Source organism: Bacteroides sp. MSK.18.37 (assembly GCF_019129155.2).
GTDB classification, from domain to species: Bacteria; Bacteroidota; Bacteroidia; order Bacteroidales; family Bacteroidaceae; genus Bacteroides; species Bacteroides ovatus.
The window spans coordinates 2996036-3018076 of sequence record NZ_JAHOIB020000001.1 but is presented as its reverse complement, the minus strand read 5'-3'; the positions used below and the strand labels follow the sequence as shown (position 1 = coordinate 3018076).

Sequence of the window (22041 nt, the reverse complement as noted above, 5' to 3'; positions counted from 1 at the left end):
ATAAAACCATTTATTGAGCCAATTCCCAAACCAAACGAGGCTTCTCTCCTGAAAGATCCCAAATAGACTCATCCCATTGAAGAGCCTTTACTGCTGCCATAAGAGTAGGTATGGTAGAAAGTCCGTTATAACGGTCAGCACCATTAACAGTTGCCGAATAATTGGGAACTGCCTCATCTACTATTGCAGGTGTATTAACTGAAAAACGGCACTCCATATTCGGATTGGCATAACAATTATTTGCCTCATTTTTATCGAAGCGTCCGCATACTCTTCCTGATTTAGGTGCACCATTCGAATATAAGGAAGAATTCCAAGCCACACAACGTGTCACTGTTACTCCTGTTCCTTTATTGGCAAGTCCCAAAATGCCTCCTACTTGATTTTGAGCTGCAATTTCACATTCAGAGTAACAATGTGAGATGAGCGCTGTTGGGCTCGGCTCTACAAGTCCTGCAATACCAGCTCCGGGATTCGGAGGTGTAACATTAGGATAGGACTTAGCCACTCCTGATGAATAACAATGAGTAACAGTACCCTGAAACATCCTGCTTACAATACCACCAACACATGACTTTGTGATAATATCTCCTACAAAATAACATTGAGTAATAGTAGCGCCTCCTTTTGCTTCTCCACAAATACCACCAGCAGACCATGTAGCATTAATACTCACCTCTGAAGAACATTGATAGATTTTACTTTCCGCTCCTTGAATCCTTCCGCATATACCACCGGCTTGTCCATTCTCCCAAGCAGCCGGCCCTGTTCCCGAAGTCAGATTTATCGTACCAGATACTCGTACATTCTCAACAACTCCTGCCGCTGAAGCATTTCCAACATGTCCGGCAAGAACTCCTGTCAATTTTTGATTGGCTGTAATCTGCGCATTTTCAAAGTTTATATTAGAACACTTACCAACCAACAATCCAAAGAATCCCTGATTAACAGAAGAGGAAGTATTTACTTTCAGATTACGAATCGTATGTCCGCCTCCATCCAATACAAGTTGTTTGGAAACCGAGGTCTCTATCGGTTGCCAGTCTACACCTTGCAAATCAATATCATTCTCTATCTTGGCATAGATCGTCTTACCATCTTTGAGTTTCTCTCCGAGAGTTATCAAGTCGCTCGTTGTCGCCACGGTATAAGGGTTGTCGATTTCTCCCTGTTTCTGTTGCAGGAAGAAAGTCATTGTACTTTTCTCTTGATTGACTGCAAGATCGTCGGAAACCAGTTTCAAACCGAGAACGTATTTCTTTGATCCGTCAAGCGTACCTAAATCATGGAAGCGCAAATTTACCATACGCAGGACATCGTCCCCCTTAAAATTAAAATTACTTCCATCCAGATCATAATATTCCACAGGCAAGAGGTGATATTCTTCACCAAACTCTTTGGCATCGACAACAGCCAATTCCGCCTTTGCTTCTTTTTCGCAATGGCTTTTCTCCACCATAATGTTATATTGGTATTCCGGCTCATCCAGATATAAATCATATTTGCCTGTCTGATAAAGCGACAAGGTAATATTGGAATAGGTAACTTCAGCCTTTTCCGGCTGTGTCAGATCCATGACTTCACCACATGATATCAACGAAAACACCATTAATGACGCTACAATAGGAATGTATCTTTTCATAATATCTTTCTTTTAATTATTAAAAACAGGGATTACTATACCGACGTTATCTCCTGACAACCAAACTTTATCTCCGTCTATACGAACTACTTCCATCTCCATCCCTTCTTTGAGGAAAGAAACTCCTTGGAATGAGAATTCAGTCTTTATCTTTTGACCAACAGCCGTGGGCTTCCCGTCAAACTTCACATGAATGTATTTGCTTTGATCCGAATTTTGCAGGCGATAAGTCAACCGTTTAGGATTAATTGCAGCCTGAAGTTGTTCCTGCTCTGTAAAAGTACAAATTCCATCCAAACTATAAAACCCAACTTCGGTATATCCTGTTATATTCTTCTTATCAACCCCATTTTCGGCATATTCCGTCTCCGCACAAGAGGTGAAAGCCAACAAACATACCAACACTACATATATTACTTTCATAAGCGAATAAATTTAAGATAATTACTTTCTAATAGTTGTCGACAATATTTCCACCGATCCATCCTTATAAGTCACTTCGGCGGTAAGTATTTGTCCGTTCAGGTTCTTATTCACTATATTGATTTCCTGTCCATCCAGCTTTACTTTATAAGATGAGACATCATCCGGCAAATTTAATAGTTGTACCAACATATATTCATCCACTTGTTGATATTTCAACAAAGGAAACTTTCCTGTTACAAACTTAGTCTTAACATCATCCTTCCACAACACAGCATCATCCGATTTCAGCAATGCTACATGGTAGGCAGTTCCGGGAACAAGATTTTCAACCAATGTATAATCATTCTCCGAATCAAGCGACCGACGTGCTACCTCTGTTCCATTTTCATCTGTTACTGACAATATGCCTGTTTTATCGGCTCCATTCCCCCAACGAATGAACAATTCCCGCTGTCCTCCGATAAGACTGGAAACTGCCAATCCATCCCGGGCAACGATGAAATCGGGATACAACAATGGATTGGGATTGTAGAATCCGTCTGTATCCAGTCCTAAATAACGGGAAAAGTAAATTCCTCCAAGTTCCCACATTTCAGTCTTCGCATCGTAAACAGCTCTCGCCCCACCGGGAACCACGCTGAAACGTCCGGTAATGGCATACGTATCGTATTTCTTGAACACCTCATAAAAAGTCTTATACCAGTTCTTCGGATACCAGGCATAACTCTCAAAAAGGCTCTTGAACTCGGTAGCACTAACTGGTGTACCGGCGTTAGCTTTTTCGGCTATCAGATTAAGGTATTCGTAAATTTTCATCCCGGCCGTATAACCATGCTTGGTGCCCCATTCTCCCAGCGCATCGGCTACATGAGGATTTAAAGCACGCACCATAGAGAATTCCGTACAAATCAGTTTCTTTGTTACACCATATTTATCGCGGATAATACGGAAATCATCTTCCGCCTGGTTGATTTTCAATGCGTGAACGTGTAAGTCGAGCCCTGCAACATTAGGATTGTTATTAACCACAGAGACTACCGCAGGTACCGTTTCGCTCTTCGGCAATTCGGATACACGGTTCAATGCTCCGGCATAAATATCAAATGTCCATCCATTAGCCTGTTTCCAGGCAGTCAGCCGATTGGCAAACTCATTCAGAAATGCCCGATAATCCTCACCGTCCGCATGACAAAGATCGGTATCCAATGCATTCTCCCATTCCGGTTCGTTACCCATGACAAGTATTTCAATATTCTTCGCCATATCATAGGTTTTCAGTAATACTTCAGTTGCCTGAAATATGTACTCCATCTCCTTAGTTCCTACTTTGGGAACCGTGTCGGTATATAATTCAAAAGGTATTTTCAGGCTCAATATAAATTTCACACGGTCGCCCAAGGCTTTCTTGGCCTGAATAAATTTCAGTGTAGGAATATGTGTCCTGATGGCATTTTCTTTCACACCAACAATCTTCCCGTTTTCATTCTGAAGAAACAGATTGGGGATATTGACAAATCCTCTCACCCAAGTCACTTTCGACTGTTTCAACATCTCTATTTCCGTAATCGGGTAATCTATATTTTCATTATAGTTCGCCCCCAAATCCTGCGCCTTTGTTCCCATCGAACATAAGAACAGCAATACAAACATTAAAAAAGCTTTCATTTTCATATACATACTTCAAGGTTAATTGTCCGACATCGAACAGAACAAAGGTAGAGAAATAAACTCCGGTAGAATAGAACGATTGTTTTATCAACGGGATTTATGTTCAGAATAAACATTTGACCTTATTTTAATGGTTCTTCTTCTACTTCGCTGCGATAATAACCATCCACTTCAGCAAAGAAATTCTGCTTCAGGGAGTCCAGAAGTTCGGGCTGTTGTGCCGCCATATTCTGGTATTGAGTTCGGTCGGCTTTTACATTGAATAAACCGTATTCACCCAAGTTGCCTAATTCATTTCCGGTCAGGTTTCGTTCGGAACCTTTATAAGGAGGCATCATAATCCAGTCGCCTGAACGATAAGCCATACGTCCCTGCGCTTCCAACACTACATCCTTGCGGGCAGTCTGCTCTTTTCCGAAGAAAGCATCCAGATAGTTCCGACTATCCAAACCTTCCGGCAAATCGGCATGTATCATCGACCCCAGAGAAGCAAGAATATCTACCTGGCAAACCAGTGCATCGGACACAACCGGCTGAATCTTTCCTTTCCAATAAACAAACAAAGGAATATGCGTACCACCGTCGAACAAACTATATTTACCTCCGCGCAGACCTCCTGCAGGAAGGTGATCGCCTGCCAGTTCGGGAGCTCCGTCTTTGTAACCGTCATTCAGAACCGGCCCGTTATCACTGGAGAAGATAATCAGTGTCTTTTCCAACAATCCTTCTTTCTTCAAGTGGGCAAGCAGTTCGCCGACACACCAGTCTGCCTCAACGATGGCATCGCCACGAGGCCCCATCGTTGTTTTGCCCACAAAGCGCTGGTGGGGAGCACGAGGTACGTGAGGTTCGTGCAAGCCATAATACAAGAAGAAAGGAGTATTTTTGTGTTCAGTCACAAAGTTCTTTACCTTATCTACAAAATAGTCGGCCATATCCTCGTCTTTCCAACGGGCTTTCTGACCGCCTTTCATATATCCGATACGGGGAATTCCGTTTACTATAGAGTTATTGTGTCCGTGTGCCCACTGCATTTTCAACATCTCCGGATGAGAAATGGCAGTCGGTTCGCCTTCAAAATTATGCTCGTAACTCACTTCGATGGGATCGGCCGGATCGAGTCCTACTACATCGCCGTTTTCCACATAAACTGTCGGGACACGATCGTTGGTTGCTGCAATCAGGCAAGAGTAGTCGAAACCGATTTCTTTGGCACCCGGTTTGACGGTTTCGTTCCAGTTGACATTGCCGTCTCCCATCCCCAAATGCCACTTTCCGATAGCTCCGGTCACATAACCGCATTGCTGCATCATCTTCGGCAAAGTAAACTGATTTTCATTAATGATAAGAGGAGCATCTCCCGGCAGGATTTTTGCATCCTTATTTTTCCACGGATACATTCCGGTCATCAAAGCGTAACGACTGGGAGTGGAAGTTGCCGAAGTGGCATATCCGTTCATGAAACAAACTCCGCCATGAGCCAGACTGTCGATATTCGGAGTATGAATCGTAGTAGAGCCGTAAGCGCTGACATCACCAAATCCCAGATCATCGGCAAGAATCACAATCACATTCGGCTTTTCTTCTACGTGCTGTGAGGTACAACCTACTAAAGACAACGTAGGAACTAGATAGATTATCTTTTTCATAATATTATGTAGTTAATAACGATGCAAATTTAGCCACCACTTATTTATTTATGTAGAACAAATGTTTAATAATGGGGAGAAATGTCCATCCTGCAACTATTCCAGAGAAATAAGGTATGAAAATGCGTGTGATGAATTAACTCGAAATGATAGCATAGGCCTGTCAATGTTCTACTTTTAATATTCTACAGGAAAATAGCCAGTTAGAAAGTAGCAAACTAGAAAATAAACTGTATAAATAAACGCATGAGCATACAAAAAACAGTCTAATATTGCATAAAGCCAAACAAGATATACATCTTTCTCTATTCGGGAACCGTTCATTGCCTTAAAACCAACGAAGTGTTCCTCGGTGTGCATCGACTTGTTCCTCACCGAGGAAGCTATCGCTCTCCGGTGAAGAAGATAAAAATGGACTATTAAGAAATATTTTCTCCCTAGTTTATCATAATATATTGGAAAGGAGAAAATAATAAAATGATTGGTTATTCAGGTATCTACTCTCCAAATAACAAAAAGAATCAAGAATCTATCGCAATTCGATTAGTATATTCTCAAAACAGCGAAAATAGAGAATCACGTAATTACAAATGCATGGCATTTTCCGGCTTTTCTTTACCAAACTGCGATTTATGTCCTTCTCCGATGATTAAATATTCCTTTTTTAAGAATCATCGTTTTTTAAGGGAGGCTATATAGTTTGGAATAGAGGTTGTGCTTAACAATAAAAACTGTAATAGTATACACAATAGTTCGTTAAGTTTTGAATTAACAAATAAAAAGTAGGTCAAGTCCTACCGATTCATTATATTAAGGTTTTCGACATCTTTAATAATCATGAATCTGAACGAACTTGACCAATATTTGGAGCTAATAAATAGTGTGCTGCTTAAATCGGCGGTAAAGATAAACAAATGGCGTGAGAAGTTTATGCTTGAAGTGTTACTTTTACATTTGATTATCCCGGGTCGGATTAATTTCCTTCAACTGGGTCGTTATGGTCGCTTTGGTGAACAACGCTATCGTCAGCAGTTTGGTCGCAGGTTCGACTGGCTGTCCTTTAATGCCAACTTGGCAGGATCTCAGATAGGTAATCGTGTTGCGATTGCTTTCGATCCGAGCTATATCAGCAAATCGGGTAAATGTACTCCCTACCTTGGGCGTTTTTGGTCGGGTTGTGCCAGGATGGCTAAACGTTGTTTGGAAATCTCCGGCATTGGTCTCATTGATATGGACCTTCATACCTGCTTCCATTTGGAGGCTGTTCAAACACCACCGGCAAAAACACTGGAGCAAGTCAAATACACATTAATAGACTGGTATTTACATGTGCTACGTACCCGCAAAGAAAGACTTCTGCGACTGACAAACTATGTGGTTGCGGATGCCTACTTCTCCAAATCCACATTTGTAGATGGTGTACTTGAAATGGGATTTCATGTAATCAGTCGATTTAGAGATGATGCCTATTTCCGGTATCTCACCACAGAACAGCCTACAGGTAAAAGAGGGAGACTGCCATCGGCCCAATCAAAGCAATCCTACCTTTCTTCTTCAAAGGAAGAAGATTATCCGTATTTTTCAGTAGAACAAACGTTTCGACAGCAATCTCTCGTGCCACAGCACGATGAGCGGTCGTATACAGCTCGTTTTCACCACGCAACGTATCACAATATTTATATGGGTCGACAAACAAGCCCAATTTATACTTTGTTTCCAGCACACGCCTACACGCAGCATTAATCTGTTCTTCTGCCACTTTTCCTTCCGCTATAGACTCTTCCAACGTATTCAGGAAACCACAGGAAACCATATCCATATCCGTACCCGCCAGCAAAGCACGCGCAGCGGCTTCTTTCAAAGGAGCAACTCCGTGGGCATCCATCTTGCCCAACGCATAATAATCTGTCATCAATAATCCTCGAAATCCCACTCATTTCGAAGCAAATCAGTCAGCAACCATCTGTTGGCAGTAGCCGGGATAGCATCCACAACATTAAAGGAACTCATAATACTGCCTGCACCTGCATCAACAGCGGCACGATAGGGAGCAAGGTATTCATTATACATACGCAAACGGCTCATATCAACCGTATTATAATCACGCCCTGATTCACTTGCACCATAAAGAGCAAAATGTTTCGGTTCTTCTTCAAATTTGGTGGTAGTTTTTTCTTCGTTCATTTGGCAAATTCAGTTAGTGCCTATATTTTCTTATGGAAGTGAGTCGAGGAGCAAAATGATCATCAATATCGCCCATATATTTGCCATTTATCCCGAATGTGCCTCGAAGTGCATACCGATTCAAATGGGGGGGGTACTAAAGTATAATGCTCTTGGATACCATCGTCAAAAGTAAGGCTCACTGCGGCTTGGAGATCACCCCAAAAATCGGCTACACTTACAGTTTGTGACTTGATAGAAAAAGAAAAAAGATTGTCATGCAGAGAAACTGCTTATTTCTTGTTACCAAGTACTCCGTTCTACAATCTGACATAACACTGATAGTTTTTGTTTTTTATGATTAGATACGAATCAGTAGTTAAAAGTTAGGTTTCGATTTACATTTAACTACCAATTCACATTAATGATTTACTTTAAATAATATTCTTTAGTTAGGACATTACCAGACTCGTCAATCCATGAAATAACATAATTTCCTCTGAAACCACGAAATTTTATTTGTCTACAGCTGTCAACTTTTATCACTCCTTTAGTCTTCCACTCGTGATTGATCAATTCATTCAAAGCATGATACGCTTGTTTGGGTATCATGTCTTTGGTGAATAGCCCGGAAACACCGGTCTCATCCACTGCTCCACATCCGTCGACTACGTTCCACCATGTGATGCCCATCATTGGCTTAAGGCTAAACCACAGTCGATACAAATTCCGGGTAATTACAGCCTGTATTTTCTGTCCACGTTTATTGTTGTTAGGAGAAGTGATGGTTATTTCACTCAAATGAACAGGCAGTCCTGTCGCTGCCAAACGATTTATGACACTTCTCACTTGTTGAGGAGACTGAATATGTTTACCCGCAGCAATATCCAAGCATTGTTGTGGGTCGAACAAATGCATTTGAGAACCAATTACATCAATTTTGGCTCCCCGTTTTATTAAATCCCTAACTTGGGAAGCATATTCCGGTCCTGTCCAATAATCATTTATATTTAGTTGCACCCCATCCGGGAAAAGTGATGAAGCTTGTTTGAAACTGTTATAAGTATAGTCCCCCGGCATAATGCCATAACGGGAACTCAAACAAAGCTTACTATTTGGATGCATCTTACCTTTAGCATAATCTACCGCACTCTCATTCACGACATCCCAACTGCCGATACGCCCGCCATAATGTCTGGCAATTTCCTGCATACGTTTCTTAAACAGTTCTTCTAATTTTCTGGAGAACCGCGGTAATTTGGTTTGTAATTCATCTGGAGATATTTTTTGATAATTATCATTGTATTTCTCCTCTCCAAAATAATAATCATCAGATTCGACGTATGCAGTCACGAGCTTGTTAAATTCTTCACGTTCCTTTCCTGTTAAATATTTTTTAAGTATCCAATTGGGGAAATGTGCTTTCCGAAGTCCCCAGACTAACGGATGTCCATGGATTGCTATCCCTTTGGCGATACAAAAATCGACAATAGGATCTGTAGCCGGACGTCGCCAATGTGGTTTTGATTTAGGGTCACCCTGTTGGTTCCAATATATTTCTGTATCCCAATACTCTTCTTTGAACCGCAATCGATCCGGCTCTGTTTCAAACGCTTTCCAATAAAAAGGAATAGTAGCTCGATTAAACAAAATACCAAACAAATCTTTGTATTTCTGATTATGCTCTTCCGTTCCTAACTGATTGAAGTTAAATATACTGGCTCCGAATATGAAATCATGTGACACTTGTTCGATTTTCACTTCTGTTCCCTCGTTTACTTCCGGCAATTCAATTGTGGCGTTCGCTTTTCGATATTCTTCTATATCTCTATCTATACACGCTTGAACACTGTCATTCCAGATTTCCCAATATAAATCACTCATTATTTTCTCTTTATCTTCGCTGGCATTTTTAGGAAAATCACTTTGTGCATATATACCTGGCAGGAAGAATAAAAAGAAGACAAACAAAATAAAATTTTTCATTATTGCTTACATATTATGTTAATTAAGAGCATAGGCTCGGCTGCCTTTATGCTCTTAAAATAGTATTGATTATCATTAATTATATTGTCCGTTCATCCTAAAAGGCATTATCCACAGGAGTAAGAACAAATGAGAATTCATAATCCATATATTTTACATGATATTGTGACAACGGCCACCCACCCCAGCTGTTTACACATCCTAATCCCATTTGTATTTTATCAATACAAAGATTAGTCAGGTCGGCCTTTCTCACCTCGGGGAAATGCCTTTGGTCTTTACTCCATCCATCATCTAAAGACTCTATCGTATAATGAAGGGCAGAGGCCGAGAACGGAGCCCCGGCTACAATTTGCAAACCTCGTCCTGCTACATTTAGTTGCTTCCACCAACGAATGTCTGTTTTTGTCCCGGTTTCTTGCGGACGAATATAAGGATAAGGCTGCTCTGTAACACATTGATGATAGATTCCCAAGTCACTACTATGATTCCGGTCACAATAATTTTCAATAGGACCACGGCCATAATATTCAATCATTTCAAAATCTTCCGGCATTTGCATTTGCATACCAAAACGAAATAATGGTGGAGTCTTACTTTGCGGATTGACCGACATCCTTTGTGATACCTTTAAAGCTCCCTGATTATTGATGACATAAGTAAGATTTAGTCGGGCAGAGACATTCTTCATCTCGTAATCGGCATATATCATTACCTGCTCATTTCTTGTTTCCCATTTCAAAGAATCAAGCTTTATACCAGGGTTCTTCCATACTGAAAGTTTGCGATGTAGATTAGCTCCCATATCGTTGTCAGTAGGGGCACGCCAAAAGTTAGGGGTTAATGCAGCACCCTCATCCATCAATTCCAGACCTGCTACTTCATAACGAGTCAGATACCCTGTATGTTTGCTGAACTCCAAATGAAAGTTGTCACCGTTTATATGCAGATAATTCCTGTCGTTATCCCGGATTTGTGGAACTTCAATTATTGTATTGACAGTCTCTACATTTTTCAATTCCAGAGCAGGAGCCTTATATGCATTCAGTACAAGCTGATCTTTAGCGACAATATGTCCGGCCGGAAGCAGACCTTCCCGTTTCTTCAAACGATAAGCCACATTGAGTAACCGTTCTCCACATTTACTATCGCCTAAGTCCAATGTGACTTTTGCTTTCTGTCCGGGAGCGACATTCAATGTTTCTACAAATCCTGTACGCACAGTTTCGCCATCCGCCAATACAGCCCATTCCATATAATAGGCAGAGAGGTCTCGAAAGAAGTTTTCGTTATGAATGTTGATTTCACCTTTGGTTACATTGCTTAGAGTAGTCCATATGTTTTGATAAAAATACCCGACTTCATGCATGTGAGGATTAGGCGCACGATCAGGGCTGACCAAGCCATTGTCACAGAAATTATTATCTGAAGCATCGTATTTGCTAAAGTCACCCCCATAGCCATAAATACCCTCTCCTTCTTTGTTTTTCCAATGGCAGGACTGATCTGCAAAATCCCATATAAATCCACCTTGTAAATGAGGGTGTTTACGGATAAGTTCCCAATATTCTTTAAACCCTCCCATTGAATTACCCATGGCATGAGCATATTCACACTGAATCATCGGTTTTAGCAAACCACTACGTTTAGCGTATTTTTCCATTTGAGCATAATCTGCATACATCGGGCAATACACATCTGTAAATTCATTTCCGTCTGCTTGTTCGTATTGCACGGGACGACTTGTGTCTTCCGCCTTTATCCAACGATACGCAGCTTCAAAATTCGGTCCGAAACCCGCTTCGTTTCCTAATGACCAGAAGATGATACAAGGATGATTAAATCCACGTTGTACATTGCGTTGGTTTCTTTCTAAATGAGCCTTCTTATAGTCCGCACGTTTGGCTAATGTTCCATTTCCTCTATAATCCATCCCATGGGACTCTATATTAGCCTCAGCCACTACATAAAGCCCGTATTTATCACACAAATCGTACCATAAATTTGCATCCGGATAATGACAGGTACGTACAGCATTAATATTAAATTTCTTCATTATCTGTATATCCTGTATCATTCGTTCCTGTGACACCACAGCCCCGTCGTCCGGGTCTAATTCGTGACGATTGACCCCCTTGAATAATACCGGCTTGCCATTGATCAAAATCTGCCCGTTCTTCTGTTCTATTTTGCGGAAACCGACTTTCACGGGGATCACTTCATTATTCTCTTGCAAAGTCGCAAGCAACGTATAGAGATAAGGCGTTTCTGCTGTCCATTTCCGAGGATTCTCTACATTCATTACAACAGTATTGCTTCCTTTTACTATTCCCTTTGCTACAGTCCGTCCGGCTATATCTTGTAAATCCAGATTAACGGTACCATTGCCCTTCAGGCTGATTGACACATGCAAAGCGCCGTCCTCATAGTTACTATCCAAATCCGGAGTCACACGAATGTCATTAATACGTTTCTTGTTGCGGGCGTACAGATAGCAATCGCGCCCTACACCGCTATAGCGGAAAAAATCCTGGTCTTCCAGATACGATCCGTCACACCAGCGGAATACTTGAAAGGCAATCAGATTCTTTTGTCCAGGTTTGAGGAAAGGAGTAAGGTCGAATTCCGCTTCCAGCTTACTGTCTTCACTATATCCTACATACTTTCCATTTACCCATAAATACATATTAGAAGTGACAGAACCGAAATGAGCGATGATGTCTTTTCCTTTCCAAGAAGTTGGAATAATGAATTCACGGCGATAGGAACCTATATGATTATTCTCAACAGGCAATTGCGGAGGGTTGTTTTGAAACTGGTTCCGCCAGGCATAACCGTGATTAACATAAATCGGGACTCCGTAGCCGTTCAGTTCCCATACTCCAGGTACTTTTAACTCCTGCCAGCCCTTGTCGTTAAAGTCCGTTTTCCAAAAGTCGACAGGACGAGAAGTTGCATCTTTTACCCAGTTGAATTTCCAAAGTCCATTCAAACTCATATAATTAACAGACTTCTCTTTATGACCTAGTAAAGCTGTTTCCTCTGATTCGTATGCAAAATAATTGGTATGCATAAACGTTCGGTTAACAGCGTTTACTTCCGGATTCTGCCATTCGTCAAATGTTTGGGCGTTAGCATTAATTATTCCCAATGTAAATAGACCTATAATATAATTTTTATTCATTACTGTATTTCCATTTTATTTATATTCGAGCCATGTCGTTGCAACACATTTACTATCTGTCCTGAATCTAATCCAGCGTGCCTGGACAGCTGGAGGGAAATGGTGTATGAATGACTCACCGGGCGCAATATCAAAATGCTTGTACTCCATCCAATGACCATCCCCTGTCGGGTCCATTTCTACGTAAAATCTGACCGGTTGGAAAGATTTGTGAGAAATATTCAGAATACGCTCATCATAAAATCCTATCAAGTAGGGATCGGAATACTCGTCTGCCTCAATTTGTGCATCTACCCATGGTCCACCGCTTCCCACCGGTTTTCCCAGCTCCCACAGGTCGTCAATGGTTCCAGCCCAAAGCGTGAGTTTTTTATCGTCAGACACCACCATGCGTTTATTGCCGCAATCATTGGCATTCATACCTGACAGAATCAATAAGCCACGATAAGAAGCATAGTCGTTAATTCGTAATTTGTGGGAAGATATCGGTCGGATTTTTGCAAAGCCGTCCGCATTTTCAGCTGGTAATTCATAAAATGTGCCATGGCAATTGAACAAGTCACGTTCTGTTGCCACTTCCCGACAAATTCTCAATTTGTTTTGCTTTGTCAGAGTGGTAAACTCATTCTTGCCCAACGGCAATCTCCAGCGACGTTCCTTGTCATCTATAATCAGGACGGATCCGTCTGATACAACCATTTCTCCGGCATTTATTTCAAAATTTCTTCGGATATATTCTACAGTCTTTATGTCATTTTTATTTTCCAGTTTCATGTCTCCAGAAAGTTCATAGTATTTTTCCCCTTCTGACGTTCTCGCTAAAATGCCCAGGCAACGACGATTATCACCCAGGCAATATAACGTCCCTTCCGAAACGGGCTTTTCGTTCACTCGGGTGATGCCCTCAAAAATGGCAGCGGAAGATATAGTTCTTTTCTCGTTCATCGCAAAAACAAAAGTGGCGCTTATAACAGACGTCTTATCTGTAGATATACGAATCCACTCTCCTTTATCTTTCGGAGTAAAAGTTACTAAAGAAGAGCTATTCGGGTCTATACTCTTAGAGCATAACACAGTCCACTGTCCATTTCCTTGCACATCTACCTCAAAAGTCAGGCAAACTTTATCTTTGCTATCATTACGAACCCATACACATCTGTTATCCCAACCATTAAACAAAAACGGATCACTCGTTTGTCCGGCAACTACAGTGTCGTTCATCCAAACAGAACCGGATGCATTTGTAGGCCCCAATTGATCAATACGTTCCGGTGAGACAAACCACAAATTGGAATTAGACTGACCGGGACCACCAATATTTCCTTTTATCTTTCGCTTGTTCAAAAAATCTTTCTGTGCCGTATCGTCACATCCGAACACAATACGGTCATGCCAACGAGTAAAATCACCGACTACTTTCAAGTAAGATGAACGCGGGAATATCCCGGACGTATTATTTATACAAAATGTTTCGGGAAAATGCCAAAACATACCATGCATTGTCATCAAATAATCCGGATTATCCTTTGTTCCTATATTCCGGATACGTGGCCATTCTGTGTTCCAGCCGTGTGCACCGTCATAAGAATTGCTTGCTTTAGGAAGCCGAAAGAATCTCCATTCTCCTTTTTCCCGTAGAGCAAGAAGTAATGATTTATAATCCCAGCCTGTAGCCCAAACCGGATCTGTTTCCGGATGTGGATTACCGTAAATTCCACCTGGGCCTGTTACTTCTGTAAACTGATTACGGCGTATTACTTTCCAGTCTTTTCCGTTCCATTCCGCCAAACATCCTGCAGGTATGTTAAATTTCTCCAGTGCTTCGTGGGTTGCTTCTCCGTTGTTAGAGAAAACCAATACTCCTTGTCCACTATACAACCCCTTACCATGTGCGCCGGGGAGCAAGTCATTAGTCGGATTAATATCTGTGTCATCATGCATTCCTCCGTTCACATCCGGATAAAGGGTATTCGCCTTTAGTGTATTTACATCTATTTCATAGAATCCTTCCTCCATAGTAGCGATATACACTTTCTCCGCCGGATTAGATAAATGACGTGCAACGCCGGTGTAACGGCCTTGCGCTTCTTTATATGAGATAACACGTACATTACGGTTACTGTCTATAGCGTAAGGACCTATAAAAAGTTGGTTGCTTTCGCTATGAATTAATCGGTTGGCAGAGGTCCCTCCCACACTTTCTGCACGTGCGCGAACTCCAAGTGTGTCTGTGATTTCATAAAGTTTGTCACTGGACCCCCATGGTAAATGAGGCCCGTAAGTAACAACCCATAACCTGTTTTGCCATGGAACGATTGCTCCTGTGCCACACTCTCCTTCATTATTATAATATGCAAGGTGCGGGTAAATCCCGCTATAACAGGGTTTGTGGGAGTCTGTCACGGAGTTCTGCGGACGGCAGGAAACAAGAACGACAAACAGCAACAACAGGTTGCCTTTGATAAGATATTTATTCATTACTATATTATTACATATTACAAAATCAAATGGTGGACATGTATATCCAGTGTGCTGAAACTATACATAACAATATACTGGACACATACATCCACCAAATCAAAAATAAAACCTATTAAAAACTATGATTGACCTATTCTTCTACCCAGAAATCAATACTCCACGGTTTCACCTTGGCCGAAAGGATAGAACTATCTGTTTGTCTTCCCAAATCCAAATTTACCCCTTCTTTATTATATCGGTGCCCATTAAAAGAACGTTCTTTATCCAAGGTAATTTTAAATTCAAACCATTCGTCAGAACGGTTGGTAACGGCTATTACATATTTACCATCCGGTTTTTTCCATGCCATAACGCGGTTATTACTCCGCTCCTCATCCTCCTTTATATTATATCGCCTTGAATCCCAAGGCATATATTTCAGGAAACCGGCAATAGCATTGTAGTTAGACCATTCATAAGTGAAATGCCCGTGCTTTAAATTGGGATAATCAAGTCCTCTGTTTTCAGCACTCGGACGGTAAACGCCCAAACCAAATCCTTCCCTGTCTATCTCACTTATCGGTTTCAACGCATGCAGCCAATACCATTTCGGCGACTGGATAAAAGTCATCCAATTCATAATGGATTGTGCTGTGTTTACCATTCGCCACTCACGTGTATAATCTTTAACTTGTTCTCTAAAGTATTCAAATTCATTCTGATAAATAGGCTTGCCCTGATTGTTTGCCAGATAATTCTCACGACGCTTCATCACATTGTCCGAGTTATCCCCTATACGGTGGTATACCCAAGCATCTACATATTGCAATAATTGTGGATTTTCCTTCCACAATTTCTCACCATACGTTCCCGCATTTCCACTATTGGTGTCATAGATTATCTCTATTGTATTATCTAATGCGCGAATCTTTGGAGCGGCCATTCCAAATACCTTCACCAATTGATCTTCGGTATAGTGGCAGTGTGGATAAGTGGGGTTAGAGTATTGTGATTCATTTTGCAACCCCCATGAAGAGATCTTAAATCCCTGTTCTTTCATGTATTTCGCGTCTTTAACCAAAGCATCGGTAAATTCCTCCAGAAAATTATCATCGTTGTAGTCCTTTAAGGTACCGTTATTCAGACTGTTGTTATTTTTCCAATAAGGAGCTGGAGACCAATACTCCATAGAGATTCCTTCCACACCGGCATCATTCATCAGTTGCAACAAGCTGTTTACTTGTCCGGGAAAACGTTCCTGAAAGTTTTTCCGGTCATCACTGATTCCTCTGAACCAAATTCCCATAGCTACACGCATGTAACGAAATCCGGACAGCATTTCCTTTGCCAAACGCGTACGTTCGGCCGGTGCTAAATCCCAAGGAACTCCGAATTCAGGGTCATCATTTTCATATCGTTCACTATAATTATCGGATTGAATTTCAAATCCCAATCCTTCAATTACCTGTCCGGGCTGGCTGGTTAGTAATTGATAGTTACCACTGGACATCTTTGAAGGAATTTCATCTTTCTTGTCCGGGTCGTCATTTTCATCAGAAGGCTGCTTCTCATGGTGATGGTAAGTTTTGTATTCCTCCTTGCTACAACTTGTCATTGCGTTAGGAAACAAGAATAGCCCTATTAGAAATACTAAGCGTGCAATCATTTGTCTTTTTTTCATGTCTCTTTGGCTGTTAATAGTTATCATTTTGTCCCAAATTCGGGTTTGTAATAATCTCCTGTGAGGGTATTGGCCAAAGATAATTCTTCGCTGTGTCAAAATTACGTTGAACAATTATCTTGATAAGCCCTTCATTGTACATAGGGGTGAAATCTGCAATTCCGTCTTCATCGATTTCTGGTGTATATGGGAAAAACCATTTATTTTTGTTGACAACTTTATTTATCAGTTCATCCTTGTCAAGCAACCCATAGTTTGGTAAATTCAAGACTTTCTCTGCCAGCTTCCATCGGATAATGTCCATATACCTTATACTACCTTCAAAAGCCAGCTCCATACGTCGCTCAATTCGTACTATTTGGCGCAACTTGTCCCGATCTTGGGTAGTGACTTTGGGGTATCCTGTTGCAGCCGCGTAGTCTTTTTTGTAAGCCCGAGCTCTAACCTGATTGATGGCATCCAACACAGACTGGTCAATGTCATTGGCCTCAATCTTCGCTTCGGCATAGGTCAGCAGCACTTCTCCATAACGAATAAACACAAAATCGGGGTCTACCTTGAATGTTCCGTCATTAATCCATAGTTCATCCACTCCTTTTTTCCTGAGCAAACCGTTGTAAGAAGCATATTGGCTTCCGGTTTTGCAATCAAGATTGGTAATTTCTTTTCCGGCAATAGCACTCCAGACCCTGCTGATGTTAGGATTAGGATTATATATTACACCTACATGTTCAGTTCCAAATTCTACGATTGTGGCAGTGCAGCGCGGATCGCGATTCTTGAAAGGATTTTGTGGGTCAAACAATGGTGATTCATCAATGGGAAGCCCGTCTGTACAAAGAAAAGAGCAGAATAGTTCCCAAGAGGGATATTCGGAAGCATATCCGCCACGGTTTCTAGGGCAATACGACATGGCTGCACCTACGTCCAAGTAGTTTTTTAGTTCTACCGAACGAGGCCAAGAAAGAATATTCTCCTTCGCATGGTGTGTAGAAGCTATAAACAACTCCTCGAAGTCCGGATGAAGTTCATATATCTGTAAATCCATACATTTTTTTGCTGCTTGTGCCGCAAGTTCCCAATCTTCATTATACAATGCGTAACGGGCTTTAATGGCATAAGCGGCTCCTTTGGTTGCAAATTCCCGTTGAGTGCCGTAAGTCTCGGGCAGATAATGCGCTGCTTCATCCAAATCTTTGTACACGTTTTCCATTACCTCTTCCCGATCAGTTCGCCCCATTTCAAACGCTTCATCAATACTGATCTCTTTGTCTATATAAACTACATCTCCGAAGAGAGAAGTAAGTATGGCATATTGGGTGGCACGGACAAAAAGAGTTTGTGCCCTGTACAATTGCTTTTTTTCTTCCGAGATGCCTACACTGTTTGCATCCTCAAGTTTTTCTAACAGAATATTGGCGCGTGCGATAGCCTTGTATCCATTCTGCCAACGTTTCTTTACCTGATCTGATTCTCCATTAATTGTTCCACCTGTTATAAAATTCAAACTGGCTCTAGACTGGTTATCATCACTCCACGGTGAATAATCTATTGTACTTTCATTTCCATTTAACGTGAAGAACACAGTACGATATAGCCCGCCGATAGAACGTTGGATTTCATCTTCCGAACTATACCAGGAATCTCTTGATCCTGTGTCCAACGGATCTAAATCTAAATTGGCACAACTGCTCCATAGACAGACTGTTGTAAAGATAAAAAGAATATGATAAACCTTTTTCATATTATTCAGTTTTAAAATTTAATGTTAATACCTCCAAGTATGGATCTGGTAATAGGATAGAAATCTTTATTATCCGTACCACCGATTACATCCGAACTGTTCTCCGGATCCCATCCTTTCGGATATTTGCTGAAGCACAGAATATCGTTGGCACTAAGATAGATGCGCAGACTCTTAATACTCAATTTCTCTGTCAAATGCTTGGGGACGGTATAACCGACAGTGATATTTTTCAAGCGGAAATAGGCGCCATTGAACAGCCAAAAATCGGACATTGCATAGTTGTGGCCTGATTGAGTGGATGTAAGGCGGGGGTACTTTGCTTCTGCATTTTGTTCGGGAGTATTGTAATTGCTCCAATATTTGCCATCAATCAGTCGGGGAATAGCACCGAAATTGTTACGCAACGGCTGAACCATTTCCGTTTTTTTGCGTTGCAATTGTTTTCCTACTCCTTGCATGCTAATATTCAAATCAAAACCCTTGTAATCGGCATTTAAAGTGGCGCCATATAAAAAACGGGGTTGTGAATTACCCAATAATACTCTGTCTCTGTCCGGAGAGATCGGTGAATTATCGGTTGGATCGGCTTTCAGATACTTGATATCACCCGGTTTCACATTATTATTCATCACTGGAGTATTCGCAATTTCTTCCGATGTTTGGAAAATACCATCTGTACGATATCCGTACCATTCGTTGAAATAGCTACCCATTCTCTTTATTCGGTCTCCTAAAAATTGATTTCCCCCAAGGTAACCCATTTTAGAACGATAATCGCTTAGATTGGCAGATATTCCGTAATGAAAGTCATTGATATGATCATTCCAGCTCATTTCAATTTCAAAACCAGTTGTTTTCATCTTGCCGGTATTCTGTTGAGGGTTGTCATATCCTACATAATCCGGTATGTCTACATCCAAAATCATATCCTTAGTTATCTTGTAGTAATAGTCTGCAGTCAACCGCAAACGTCCGTCCAATAAGGCTACATCAAGTCCTAGCCCAAATGTTTTTGTTGTTTCCCATGATATATTGCGGATGGCGTATTGCCACTGTGCGGCAGTAAGATAGGAAGTAACATTATTACCTTCATAAAATAATTGGTCACTATAAGCCAGTAAAGGCAAATAAGGGTATTCTCCGACACGGTCATTACCCAACAAGCCATAAGACGCACGGAATTTCAGAAAAGACAGCGGTTTGATATGGAGATCCTTAAAGAATGGTTCTTCGCTGATGACCCACCCGCCGGATATGGAAGGAAAATATCCGATACGATGTTTCTTGTCGAAGCGGGAGGAACTGTCACTACGCAGGTTAGCCTGAAGCAAATACCGATTGTTATAATTATACATAATTCTACCGAAAGCAGATCGGTAAGCAGTGTGCTTGGCATTGCCATTATTGAACTGATAGTCACTTGAACCTCTGTCAAGATAGGGGTATTGTGTCAATTCAAAATGATCGCGGGAAGCCTTGAGGTCTTCCGTTTTATAGGTATTGTCTTCATACCCCAGAAGTAAAGTTAATGTGTGATTACCAAGCGTACAGTCATAATTGGCGAACAACTGTTTGGTAATGCTTTGCTTATTGCCTCTTGATTCACTTAGCTGTGTAGAACCATAGTCTGTAATGGCGCCAATCAGTTCATCCGGATTCTCTGCACTAAAGTATTCGATACGCTTTCTGAACTCCTTTGTACGTGAATCGTTATAAATGGGAGATAACACGGCTGATAATTTCAATCCCTTGACCGGAGTCAGATACAAAGCTATTTTCCCACTGACCTGATTGTAATACTCTTTTTTGTTACCGCCATAATGTAACTTTGCATAGGGATTATCTCCTGATTTTCCATCGGCTATACGTCCGTCGCTCCAAGTAGCGGCATAAACCTGAGGGAACAAGTTACTGGCATCCATAGGATCGTATGTTGGCTTGGTATAGCTGGACCTCTTTACACTGATATCAAATGCCGCAGAAATATATTTGTTGATTTTTATATCATTATTCATACGAACAGTGAAACGCTCATAATCACGGTTGTTGTACAAACCGTCAGCATAGTCATATCCGAAAGTGGCTTTGGTTCGTATATGTTCCGTTCCTCCTGCGATGCTGAAAGAGTGTGTCTGTTTGGTAGCTTTGTTCTTTAGCAAGACGTTTCTCCAATTCGTATTGGGATATTTGTCTGGATTTTCGCGGTTATACTCCATGTAATTATCTATCGTTGTAGCAGCGTATGTAGGATACTCGTCGCTTCCATTACCAGCATCGTTCCAACGTAGCTCATTAGTCATTTCCATGAAGCGTTGTACATCTACAAAATCCGGTCTGGCGGTAGGTTTGTCTATCCCGAATTCATAAGAATATTCCAAAGAGAGTTGGTTAGTCTTGGCTCGTTTGGTTGTTACAATAATAACGCCTGCTGCAGCTCTGGAGCCATAAATAGCAGCTGAAGCAGCATCTTTCAGTGCAGTGATACTTTCCACGTCGTTGGGATTGATATCATTAATGTTATCGGCAGGCACACCATCCACTATCACCAATGGGCTGCTTTCGCCAATCGTAGTGATACCACGAATGCGTATCGCACTTTGTGCTCCAGGAGCATTGTTGGTACGAGTAACAGTGACTCCCGACATGGCACCTTGCAGTGCTGTAGACAACTGTGCAACCTTTCGATCGGTGATCCTGCTACCCATGACAGAACTTACAGAACCGGTCAAGTCCTTTTTCTGTGCTGTGCCGTACCCGATAACGACCACCTCGTCTAATCCTTGGGCTGCCTCTATCAAAATGACATCAATAACATTCTTATAATCATCCACTTTAACTTCCGTCGTCTCATATCCGATGAACTGATAAGATAGAACACTTCCGGCCGAAACTGTTATCATATAGTTTCCGTCCATGTCGGAGATCACTCCAGTCTTTCCGTCTTTATCGGTTATGGTTGCTCCAGCCATGGGTTCACCGTGTTTATCAGTGATACGTCCTTTGACAGTCTTTCTACTAACGGTCTTTTTGACTTTTTTCAAAATAACATAGTTTCGGTCAAACTCATACGTAATGTTGCTATGGGCAAAGAGCTTATTTAAAGTTTCTTTCATCGAAGCTTTCTTTAATGAGAGAGTAACAGTCTTGCTTACGTCAACTTCATTCTTGTTGTACAAGAAGCTATATTGGCTTTGCTTTTCAACCATGTTCAATACTTCCGAAATGGATGTGTCTTTCACTTGTAATGTGATTGTTTGCTTCTCCTGTGCCAATGCCGGCAGAGAAAAGCAGAGCAACATGATAACTGGAAAACAAAAAGTCGCCCACCACTGCTGAGCAGTTTTCTTCAGTTTATTCCAGTTTTTGCTGTTTAATAATTCTTTTGACATGTTTCTTTAAAGATTTAATTGTTAGCAAATTCTAATAATAAGATTA

Annotated in this window: 10 protein-coding genes and 2 pseudogenes; 1 reads left to right on the top strand and 11 read right to left on the bottom strand. The window is 41.3% G+C overall.

What is annotated here, in order from left to right:
* Window positions 1–10: 10 nt before the first annotated feature.
* The 4 genes from KSX81_RS12210 to KSX81_RS12195 form a co-directional block, all read right to left on the bottom strand.
* Window positions 11–1642, bottom strand: a complete 1632-nt coding sequence (locus KSX81_RS12210; RefSeq protein WP_211420358.1) for a DUF1735 domain-containing protein — start codon at window positions 1640–1642, stop codon at window positions 11–13.
* A gap of 12 nt (window positions 1643–1654) precedes the next feature.
* On the bottom strand, window positions 1655–2065 hold the full coding sequence (locus KSX81_RS12205; protein ID WP_074556622.1) for a hypothetical protein: 411 nt from the start codon (window positions 2063–2065) through the stop codon (window positions 1655–1657).
* A 21-nt stretch (window positions 2066–2086) separates the two neighbouring features.
* Window positions 2087–3745 carry a hypothetical protein gene (locus KSX81_RS12200; protein ID WP_074556623.1) on the bottom strand — a complete coding sequence of 553 codons (1659 nt, stop codon included), beginning with the start codon at window positions 3743–3745 and terminating at the stop codon, window positions 2087–2089.
* 113 nt (window positions 3746–3858) lie between these two features.
* Window positions 3859–5385: a sulfatase-like hydrolase/transferase gene (locus KSX81_RS12195; protein ID WP_074556624.1), complete on the bottom strand. Its 1527-nt coding sequence runs from the start codon at window positions 5383–5385 to the stop codon at window positions 3859–3861.
* A gap of 837 nt (window positions 5386–6222) precedes the next feature.
* On the opposite strand from KSX81_RS12195, the pseudogene KSX81_RS29115 reads away from it, so the two are divergent.
* A pseudogene (locus KSX81_RS29115) lies at window positions 6223–6855 on the top strand (transposase); the annotation flags it as partial.
* Between the two features lie 46 nt (window positions 6856–6901).
* Here the strand turns inward: KSX81_RS29115 and KSX81_RS12185 are convergent.
* From KSX81_RS12185 to KSX81_RS12155, 7 genes and pseudogenes are all read right to left on the bottom strand, one after another.
* Window positions 6902–7527: pseudogene (locus KSX81_RS12185) on the bottom strand (glycoside hydrolase family 3 N-terminal domain-containing protein); the annotation flags it as partial.
* A 450-nt stretch (window positions 7528–7977) separates the two neighbouring features.
* A complete protein-coding gene (locus tag KSX81_RS12180) occupies window positions 7978–9534 on the bottom strand; it encodes an endo-1,4-beta-xylanase (protein WP_074556625.1) in 1557 nt (518 codons plus the stop codon).
* Between the two features lie 97 nt (window positions 9535–9631).
* Window positions 9632–12718: a glycoside hydrolase family 2 TIM barrel-domain containing protein gene (locus KSX81_RS12175; RefSeq protein WP_008646840.1), complete on the bottom strand. Its 3087-nt coding sequence runs from the start codon at window positions 12716–12718 to the stop codon at window positions 9632–9634.
* A 15-nt stretch (window positions 12719–12733) separates the two neighbouring features.
* Complete coding sequence (locus KSX81_RS12170; protein ID WP_074908675.1) at window positions 12734–15196, bottom strand: hypothetical protein; 2463 nt, start codon at window positions 15194–15196, stop codon at window positions 12734–12736.
* A 133-nt stretch (window positions 15197–15329) separates the two neighbouring features.
* Window positions 15330–16859 (bottom strand): hypothetical protein, encoded by a 1530-nt coding sequence (locus KSX81_RS12165; protein ID WP_134978715.1) that lies wholly within the window; start codon window positions 16857–16859, stop codon window positions 15330–15332.
* Between the two features lie 13 nt (window positions 16860–16872).
* Window positions 16873–18603: a RagB/SusD family nutrient uptake outer membrane protein gene (locus tag KSX81_RS12160; protein ID WP_008646846.1), complete on the bottom strand. Its 1731-nt coding sequence runs from the start codon at window positions 18601–18603 to the stop codon at window positions 16873–16875.
* Window positions 18604–18614: 11 nt separating this feature from the next.
* Window positions 18615–21995 carry a TonB-dependent receptor gene (locus KSX81_RS12155; protein ID WP_074556628.1) on the bottom strand — a complete coding sequence of 1127 codons (3381 nt, stop codon included), beginning with the start codon at window positions 21993–21995 and terminating at the stop codon, window positions 18615–18617.
* Between the last annotated feature and the right edge of the window lie 46 nt (window positions 21996–22041).

Bases quoted from the DNA above. Each gene is read 5' to 3' on its own strand.
- KSX81_RS12210 (WP_211420358.1), bottom strand. From the start codon at position 1,642: ATGAAAAGATACATTCCTATTGTAGCGTCATTAATGGTGTTTTCGTTG.
- KSX81_RS12205 (WP_074556622.1), bottom strand. From the start codon at position 2,065: ATGAAAGTAATATATGTAGTGTTGGTATGTTTGTTGGCTTTCACCTCT.
- KSX81_RS12200 (WP_074556623.1), bottom strand. From the start codon at position 3,745: ATGTATATGAAAATGAAAGCTTTTTTAATGTTTGTATTGCTGTTCTTA.
- KSX81_RS12195 (WP_074556624.1), bottom strand. From the start codon at position 5,385: ATGAAAAAGATAATCTATCTAGTTCCTACGTTGTCTTTAGTAGGTTGT.
- KSX81_RS12180 (WP_074556625.1), bottom strand. From the start codon at position 9,534: ATGAAAAATTTTATTTTGTTTGTCTTCTTTTTATTCTTCCTGCCAGGT.
- KSX81_RS12175 (WP_008646840.1), bottom strand. From the start codon at position 12,718: ATGAATAAAAATTATATTATAGGTCTATTTACATTGGGAATAATTAAT.
- KSX81_RS12170 (WP_074908675.1), bottom strand. From the start codon at position 15,196: ATGAATAAATATCTTATCAAAGGCAACCTGTTGTTGCTGTTTGTCGTT.
- KSX81_RS12165 (WP_134978715.1), bottom strand. From the start codon at position 16,859: ATGAAAAAAAGACAAATGATTGCACGCTTAGTATTTCTAATAGGGCTA.
- KSX81_RS12160 (WP_008646846.1), bottom strand. From the start codon at position 18,603: ATGAAAAAGGTTTATCATATTCTTTTTATCTTTACAACAGTCTGTCTA.
- KSX81_RS12155 (WP_074556628.1), bottom strand. From the start codon at position 21,995: ATGTCAAAAGAATTATTAAACAGCAAAAACTGGAATAAACTGAAGAAA.